The organism is Pseudarthrobacter sp. NKDBFgelt (genome assembly GCF_046097905.1).
GTDB classification, from domain to species: Bacteria; Actinomycetota; Actinomycetes; order Actinomycetales; family Micrococcaceae; genus Arthrobacter; species Arthrobacter polychromogenes.
Window position 1 is genome coordinate 21772 of sequence record NZ_JBJURL010000052.1, and the last position, 7493, is coordinate 29264.

Here is a 7493-nt window from a genome sequence, read left to right on the forward strand (position 1 = left end):
GGGTGCCTACGCTTCGAGGAAGGACGATGGGATTGCCAGCGGCCCCAGCTCTGCCGGTCCCGGTGGGTTGGCGCCCGCCCGCGAGCAGGTGATGCCGGCTGCTTTGTTCGCATAGCGGGCCAGGGCATGGAGCTCGTCCTGGCTAATCCTCTGGAGCCGCTCCCGGCCTGCTGCGCCGAGTGCGTCCAGCTGCGCCAGCCCGGAGATCAGTGCGGCCATGAAGGAGTCTCCTGCTCCGACGGTGTCTGCTACCGTTACCGTTTCACCGGGGATGTCCACCCTTCCGGACCGGCTGAGGAGGACGGGTCCGTTGGCGCCGCGGGTCAATGCCACCAGGGCAGGCCCCAGAGCCAGCCATGCGTTCATTGATTCCTCCAGGGTCCTGTCGGGGTACAGCCAGAACAGGTCCTCGTCGCTGGCCTTGACGATGTCGCTGGCGGCAACAAAGTCCTCTGCCTGCTGCCTCGCGGCTGCTTTGTCCGGGCTGATTGCCGGCCTGCAGTTGGGGTCGAAGCTGATAGTGGCGTGATGGCGGGCACCGTCGAGCAGGCCCATCACCGATTTGCTGCCCGGAGGCAGAACCGTGGCGATGGATCCGGTGTGGACGTGCAGGGAGCTTTCCGCCGCTGCCAGGGCCGGGATGGAGGCCCCGTTGATGTCCCAGCTGATGGCGAAGGTGTAGCGGGCGGCTCCAGTGTCGTCCAGAGTCGCCACAGCTGTTGAGGTGGGTTGGGATCCCCCGACGATGGTCTCGACACCGTTGTTCTCGAGGTGCTTGGCGATCAACTGACCGTAGAGATCCTCAGCGAAGTGGGTGACGAGTTTGGTGTAAAGGCCCAGCCGGGCGCAGCCGACGGCCACATTCAGGGGGCTGCCGCCCGGATGCGTCTCCGGTGCTGTGCTCCCCTGTCGGGGGTCTTCGATGATGTCGACGAGTGCTTCCCCGATGACAGTGACCAGGGCTTTGCTGTCGGAAAGATTCGGTTCCGGGCCGATCCCCTGTGATGACATGGCTGCTTCCTTGCAGGTCGGTGCTGGATGTGGCTGCTGATGCTTCCGGGCTACCGGGGTCAGCGGCCCGGGTAGACCACGGCCTTGAGTTGGCCGGGCTGCTTGCCTGCCGTGAGCGCCTCCTCGGACTCGGACAGGCTGAATTTGCCGGTGACCAGGATGTCGAGGTCCACTTTCCCGTCGGCGATCAGCTGGATAGCCAAAGGCCAGGTGTTGGTGTAGCGGAAGACCCCGGAGAGCCAGATTTCGCGGTTCTGGAGGTAGGAGACGGGGAGTTCGACATCGTCCGCCCCGAGCCCGACGAGGATGACCCGGCCGGCCGGGGCTACGGCCTTGATTCCGGAGCGGACCGCCTGTGGTGCGCCGGACGCGTCAATGAACGCGTCGACGTCGAGCCCCTCGACGCTGTCCGTCCTGGCATTGAGCGCGTGCGTTGCGCCGTGTTCCAGGGCGAACGCAAGCCGGTCTTCGGCGATGTCGCTGATGTAGATTTCGGTGGCGCCGAAGGCGCGCGCGGCCTGGGCGGCGATGATGCCGATGGGACCGGCTCCGGCGATCAGGACCCTGCTGCCGGGCTTGATCTCTGCCCGTTCGCAGGCCCAGAGGCCGACGGAGAGTGGCTCGATGAGGGCGGCTGCCTCGTCACTGACGCTGTCCGGGATGTCGTAGGCAAAGTCGGACTGGATGGCCACATACTCGGCGAACGCGCCGTCGATGGGCGGGGTGGCGTAGAACTCGATGTCCGGGCAGAGGTTGTACCGGCCGGCCTTGCACTGCTTGCATTTGCGGCAGGGGCGCTGGGGTTCGACGGCGACGCGCCGGCCGATGCGGGCCTGGTCCACGGCGCTTCCGACGGCGGCGATCCGCCCGGAGAGTTCATGGCCCAGGATGAGTGGGTGGTCCACCACGTACGGGCCGATCCGGCCGTGCTCGTAGTAGTGCACGTCACTACCGCAGACGCCGACGGCGGCCACCTGCACCAGGACCTGGTCGGCGTCGAGTTGCGGAAGCGGCAGGGTTTCCATGGTCATCTCGCCCTGGCTCTTCAGGATGTTCGCTCGCATCGTGGCGGGCAGTCCGGAACCTGTGGCAGGTGACTGGGCGGTTGTTGTTGTCATTGAAGTAATCCTTGAAAGAGTTTGGCGGGGCGGCGGGCTATTTCATGGCCTGTTATTTCACGGCGCCCAGGGAGAGGCCCTGGACGAGTTTGTCCTGTGCGGCGAAGCCTGCGAACAGCACGGGAAGGGAGATCACGACGGCGGCCGCGCAGACCTGGGCGAGGAAGAGGCCCTGGCCGGAGACGAAGCCAGTGAGGAAGACGGGCGCCGTGCCTGCCACCACGCCGGTGAGGACCCGGGCCAGGAGCAGTTCGTTCCAGCTGAAGATGAAGCAGATCAGTGCGGTGGCGGCGATGCCGGGCATGGCCACGGGGGCGATGATCTTGCGGAGGATGAGCACGAGGTTGGCGCCGTCGATCTGCGCCGCTTCGAGCATTTCTTCGGGCACTTCGGCGAGGAAGGAGCGCATCATCCAGACGGCGATGGGCAGGTTCATGGAGGTGTACATCAGGATCAGGAACCAGATGTTGTCCAGGGCCCCAACGGTCCGGGCGAAGAGGTAGAGGGGCAGGATGGCCGCGACCACGGGCATCATTTTGGTGGAGAGGAAGAAGAACATGACGTCGGTCCACTTCTTCACCGGCCGGATGGAGAGCGCGTACGCGGCCGGGAAAGCCAGGAGCAGCACGAGGACCGTGGACAGAATCGAGGCGGTGGCGGAGTTGATCAGCGACGGCCAGGGGCTGACGCCGGATGTTTCGCCGAAGAATTCCCGGTACGCGTCCAGGGTGAGGTTCGCGGCGATGGACGGCGGGTTCGTGGCGGCGTCCGTCTCGGAGTGGAACGAAGTGAGGATCATCCACAGGACCGGGACTGCGAAGAGAAGTGCCAGGAGCCAGGCGGCGATGCCGGCGGCGGTGTTGTTGCGGGTGGGGTCCATGCGTGCCTTGCCGCGACGCCGTGGAGTGCGGCCGGTGTTCAGCGCGGTGGGCGACGTGGAACGGGCAGAGCCTGAGCTTTGCGGTGCAGCGGGGGTGAGGGTGCTCATCGTGCTGCCTCCTTCTTGAAGAGTGAAAAGACGGTGCGGAGTGCGAAGGTGGCCACAATGATGGTGCCGATGACCACCACGACGCCGGCGGCGGATGCCAGGCCGTATTCGTTGGCGAAGTAGAACGTCTGGTAGATGGCGTAGGGCAGGTTGGCCGTGCCCAGTCCGCCGGCGGTGAGGGTGAAGACGGCGTCGAAGTTCTGCACGATGTAGATTGCGCCCAAGAGTCCGCCGAGTTCCAGGTACTGGCGCAGGTGCGGCAGCGTCAGGTGGCGGAAGATCCCCCAGGGGGTGGCGCCGTCCATCTGGGCAGCTTCCACGGTGTCCATGGGACGGGACTGCAGGCCCGCCAGCAGGATGAGCATCATGAAGGGCGTCCACTGCCACACCAGGGAGAGGATCACAGCCATCATGGGTGCCTGCGAGAGCAGGTCCAGTTGCGGCGCCGCGGCACTGCCGAACAGCGACCATACCCAGGTCAGGACGCCATTAATCAGCCCGTAGGTGGGGTTGAGCAGGGCGTGCTTCCAGATCAGGGCCGCTGCCACGGGAACCACCAGGAACGGTGCGATCAGCAGGGTCCGGGCCAGTCCGCGGCCGATGAACTTTTTGTCCAGCAGCAGGGCCAGTCCCAGCCCGATGAGCAGGCTGACCAGCACGACGGAAACGGTGAGGAGGATGGTGGTGAAGATGGCCTGGCGCAGGTCAGGGTCCGTGAGGACGGTGGCGTAGTTCTCCAGGCCGGCAAAGGCGGTCTTGTCCGGGCTGAGGCTGTTCCAGTTCATGAACGAGATAACCAGCGTTGCCACGAACGGGAGCTGCGTGACCAGGATAAGGAAGATCAGGGCCGGCAGCAGCGGTGCACGCCGTGCCCAGGCCAGGGCGCGTTCCCGTTGCCGGGCATTTTGTGAAGGTGTGGCTGCATTGCGTCCCGGACGGGAGATGCGCGCCGTTGCGGTAGTCATGATGTTCTCCTGCGGTTCGGTTAGGGCTGTTTGTACTTGTCGGCGACCTTTTGGGCGGCTTCCTGGCCCTTGGCCAGCGCGTCTGCCACGCTGCCCTGGCCGGCGATGGCGGAGCTGACGCCTTGGGACACGTTTGTGCCGAGGGCTGCGAATTCGGGGATGCCGACGAACTGGATCCCGACCGCGGGACGTTCCTGCGCACCGGGGTTCTTCGGGTCTGCGTTTTCAATGGCGAAGCGTTCTGCCTCGAAGAACGGTGCGGCCTTCTGGAACTCCGCGTTTTCGTAGGTGGAGATGCGCTTGCCGGACGGGACCTTTGCCCAGCCGAGCTCGGAGGCGACGAGTTCCTCGTAGTCCTTGGAGCTGGCCCAGGCAATGAACCGCTCGGCGGCGTCCTGCTTCCTGGACGCGGCCTGCATAGCCCAGGACCAGGTCCACAACCAGCCGGAAGAGGCGGTTTCCTTGACCGGGGCCTGCGCGTAGCCGATTTTGCCCTTGACCGGGGAGTCCTCGGCTTCCAGTGCGCCTGCGGCGGACGTCGCGTCGTACCACATGGCCACATTGCTCTGGCTCATGTTGTTCAGGCACTCGGTGAACCCTGCCTGTGCGGCGCCTGCTTGTCCGTGCTCGCGGACCAGCTTGGTGTAGAACTCCACCGCTTCGGTGAACTCCGGGGAGTTGACCTGGGCATTCCAGTCTTTGTCGAACCAGGTCCCGCCGAAGGTGTTCACCACGGTGGTCAGGGGTGCGAAGACCTGGCCCCAGCCCGGCTGGCCGCGGAGGCAGATGCCCTTCATGCCCGGTTCCGCGCCGTCCACCTTTGCCGCTATCTCAGCCACCTCGTCCCAGGTGGGCTTGGCCGGCATGGTCAGGCCCTCAGCCTCCAGGATGTCCTTGCGGTACATCAGGAAGGAGGACTCCCCGTAGAACGGTTCGCCGTAGAGTTTGCCGTCCTCACCGGTGAGGGATGCCGTGTAGGCGGGCAGGATGTCGTCCTGGTCGAATGCCGGGTCCTCTGCCACGTCGTCCAGCGGCGCCAGCCAGCCGTTGGCGGAGTAGAACGGGATCTCGTAGTTGGACAGGGAGGCGACGTCGTACTGGCCGGCCTGGCTGGAGAACTCCTGGCTGATCTTGGCCCGGACGTCATTCTCCGGCAGGATCGTGTAATTGACCCTGATCCCTGTTTCCTTGGTGAAGTTATCTGCCGTGAGTCGTTGCAGGTCCTCCATCTGGGGGTTGTTGACCATCAGGACACTGATGCTGTTCGGGTCTCCGGCAGAATTGCCTCCGCCGGCACCTGCACAGGCCGAGGCACTCAGCGCTACACACAAAGCGCCGGCGGCCAGGGTCGCGGCACGCATTTTTGGGCGCATTAAGGACTCCTTTGTTCTTCAAGGGTGCACAGTCACCGCACCTCGACTGCCGTGTCGGGGTACAGGACCGGGGCGAGGGCTTTGACCGGATTTTCCGTGCCTCGCTGATGTACTTCCAGATTAGGTGGGAGGTGCAGGTCACAACTAGCGCCCTGGTTGCCACTTTCTGATACTTATTTTCCTGCCGGCACCACCGGGAAGGCGCTAGTCTGGGACCAGGACCACCAACGCCTGTCCGGAGTTCATAACCGCCCACCCCTATGGAGCACCACGATGACCGCCGCGGATACTGCTGACGGAGCCACGGCAAGGCTCGCCGAACGCCTACTGGGGATGCGGGCAAACCGCGAGGTCATCCCGCCTGATCCCAACCATTCGGTCCGGTGGCACCAGCACAGCTATCCCAGCCCGCTGGCACGGTGGAACTACCATCCCGAGTACGAGATCCACTTGATCCGCAAGGGCACGGGAAAGTTCATTGTTGGAGACCATATCGGCACGTTCGAGGCTGGCCACGTTGCCTTGGTGGGGTCCGGCCTGCCGCACGACTGGGTCAGTGACCTTGAGCCCGGTGAGGTACTCGAGAACCGGGATGCCGTGATCCAGTTCGACGGCAGGTGGGTCGAGCAGGCGGCGGCCCTGGTTCCCGAACTGGCCGAGGTGAGGCCGCTGCTGGAGCAGTCCCAGCGGGGGATTGAGTTCCTGGGAGTTTCAGCCGAGGAGGCGGCCGCGGCCATCGAGGCAATGGGCACTACCACCGGACTGGAGCGGCTCCAGCACCTGTTCTCCCTCTTCGGAATCCTGCTCCGGGCACCCCAGGACGAGCGGCGCTACCTTGCCGAGGAATGGTTCAGGCCGCAGCTGGACGGACAAGCCGCCGCCGTCGTCGACCTCGTCCTGGAGTATGTGTTCAGCAACCACGCCGGCAGCGTCAAGATGTCCGAGGCAGCGGCACTGGTGGGCATGCCCCAACCCACTTTTTCCAAGTACTTTAAGCGCGCCACCGGCCAGAATTTCAGCGATCTTGTTCGGAAGCTCCGCCTGGCCCACGCCCGGCGACTGCTGGAACGCAGCGATAAACCAATTTCCGAAATCTGCTACGAAGTCGGCTTTACCAACCTCTCCAACTTCAACCGACATTTCATGAACGACGCCGGGGAAACACCGCGGACCTACCGCCGGCGCGTCCAGAAATCCTAGTCAGCGCAGGCGCCCGTGCCCGTGGCAGCATTCGCGTCCCGTCAGCTGAGGGTAGCCCCTGTGCGCTGTGCGTAGGCCTCCAGCAGAAGGTCCTGCGCTGCGGGATTGCGGACATGGGAATTTACCCGCCCGACGACGGCCTCCAGACCGGGAAGACCGCGCCGCACGTCCGCGGCACGCTGGTCATTGCGCGCGTGTGCGACAACCCGCCTTCGCCCGACCGGGCCCTGGGGCAGTCACCCCTCTGCTAACCCTCCGCGCTTGCGCGATTCACCAGGTCTGGTCTTGACGAGCAGGCGTGATTGGTCATGAGGACCGAGCCGATGCCGCGATCGAAGTCAGCTCAGGCCGGGCGCCAGCCGTCGTTCACCTCTCCTTCGATGGGGTGGGTGATGGCCGCGGTCAGGCCGACGATCCGCTCGGCGGGTATCCACAGGCCGATCTCTGTTCCCTGAGGGCCCCTCGACCGCACGGCCATGATCCCTGCGCCCCGTGGCGGCACCGGGGACCGCCGTGTCGGGATGTCCGGGAGTTGCCAGGAGGCGCGCAAGGAACGGCGCCTGAAGGGGCCCGGCGGGATGGTGCCGGGCAGTCTTGCGACGACCGTGAGGACATGGGGCGGTTCGGTCTCTGGATCGGCGCTGGTCAGCAGGCTCGCCACGTAGCCGCGCCCGGCGATCCGGAGCACGTCGATGATCTTCAGGGTCAGCTCGGGCCGCGGCTCGACCCAGCCGGGCACGAGCAGCGTCTGCTCCGCGACCCGGCCGAGCGGGTCTACCACGCGCACGGTCGCCTGAACCGGCACGGACGGGTCGCGGAGCAGACGCTGCTCGTGCCC

8 protein-coding genes are annotated in these 7493 nt (G+C 65.4%); 2 read left to right on the plus strand and 6 right to left on the minus strand.

What is annotated here, in order from left to right; genetic code table 11:
- Positions 1 to 6: 6 nt before the first annotated feature.
- The 5 genes from ACKAE7_RS14140 to ACKAE7_RS14160 are packed head-to-tail and all read right to left on the minus strand — an operon-like array spanning position 7 to position 5455.
- Complete coding sequence (locus ACKAE7_RS14140) at positions 7 to 1011, minus strand: carbohydrate kinase family protein (RefSeq protein ID WP_408979504.1); 1005 nt, start codon at positions 1009 to 1011, stop codon at positions 7 to 9.
- Between the two features lie 59 nt (positions 1012 to 1070).
- Positions 1071 to 2129, minus strand: a complete 1059-nt coding sequence (locus ACKAE7_RS14145; RefSeq protein WP_188813091.1) for an NAD(P)-dependent alcohol dehydrogenase — start codon at positions 2127 to 2129, stop codon at positions 1071 to 1073.
- Positions 2130 to 2181: 52 nt separating this feature from the next.
- Positions 2182 to 3117, minus strand: coding sequence for a carbohydrate ABC transporter permease (locus tag ACKAE7_RS14150; RefSeq protein ID WP_191035644.1), 936 nt, complete (start codon positions 3115 to 3117; stop codon positions 2182 to 2184).
- Entirely contained in the window at positions 3114 to 4082 is a 969-nt protein-coding gene (locus tag ACKAE7_RS14155) for a carbohydrate ABC transporter permease (protein WP_188813095.1), read from the minus strand. The genes ACKAE7_RS14150 and ACKAE7_RS14155 overlap by 4 nt, the downstream gene beginning before the upstream one ends.
- A 20-nt stretch (positions 4083 to 4102) precedes the next feature.
- A complete protein-coding gene (locus ACKAE7_RS14160; RefSeq protein WP_191035645.1) occupies positions 4103 to 5455 on the minus strand; it encodes a sugar ABC transporter substrate-binding protein in 1353 nt (450 codons plus the stop codon).
- A 273-nt stretch (positions 5456 to 5728) separates the two neighbouring features.
- Between ACKAE7_RS14160 and ACKAE7_RS14165 the strand changes: the two genes are divergently transcribed.
- Complete coding sequence (locus ACKAE7_RS14165) at positions 5729 to 6655, plus strand: AraC family transcriptional regulator (RefSeq protein WP_188813114.1); 927 nt, start codon at positions 5729 to 5731, stop codon at positions 6653 to 6655.
- A gap of 113 nt (positions 6656 to 6768) precedes the next feature.
- The gene (locus ACKAE7_RS14170; RefSeq protein ID WP_191035646.1) at positions 6769 to 6906 is read left to right on the plus strand and encodes a hypothetical protein; all 138 of its coding nucleotides are present in this window, start codon (positions 6769 to 6771) and stop codon (positions 6904 to 6906) included.
- Between the two features lie 92 nt (positions 6907 to 6998).
- Here ACKAE7_RS14170 and ACKAE7_RS14175 read toward each other — a convergent pair.
- Positions 6999 to 7493 (minus strand): hypothetical protein (locus tag ACKAE7_RS14175; protein WP_408979505.1); only part of this gene is annotated, 495 nt, incomplete at its 5' end.

Bases quoted from the DNA above. Each gene is read 5' to 3' on its own strand.
- ACKAE7_RS14140 (WP_408979504.1), bottom strand. From the start codon at position 1,011: ATGTCATCACAGGGGATCGGCCCGGAACCGAATCTTTCCGACAGCAAA.
- ACKAE7_RS14145 (WP_188813091.1), bottom strand. From the start codon at position 2,129: ATGACAACAACAACCGCCCAGTCACCTGCCACAGGTTCCGGACTGCCC.
- ACKAE7_RS14150 (WP_191035644.1), bottom strand. From the start codon at position 3,117: ATGAGCACCCTCACCCCCGCTGCACCGCAAAGCTCAGGCTCTGCCCGT.
- ACKAE7_RS14155 (WP_188813095.1), bottom strand. From the start codon at position 4,082: ATGACTACCGCAACGGCGCGCATCTCCCGTCCGGGACGCAATGCAGCC.
- ACKAE7_RS14160 (WP_191035645.1), bottom strand. From the start codon at position 5,455: ATGCGCCCAAAAATGCGTGCCGCGACCCTGGCCGCCGGCGCTTTGTGT.
- ACKAE7_RS14165 (WP_188813114.1), top strand. From the start codon at position 5,729: ATGACCGCCGCGGATACTGCTGACGGAGCCACGGCAAGGCTCGCCGAA.
- ACKAE7_RS14170 (WP_191035646.1), top strand. From the start codon at position 6,769: ATGGGAATTTACCCGCCCGACGACGGCCTCCAGACCGGGAAGACCGCG.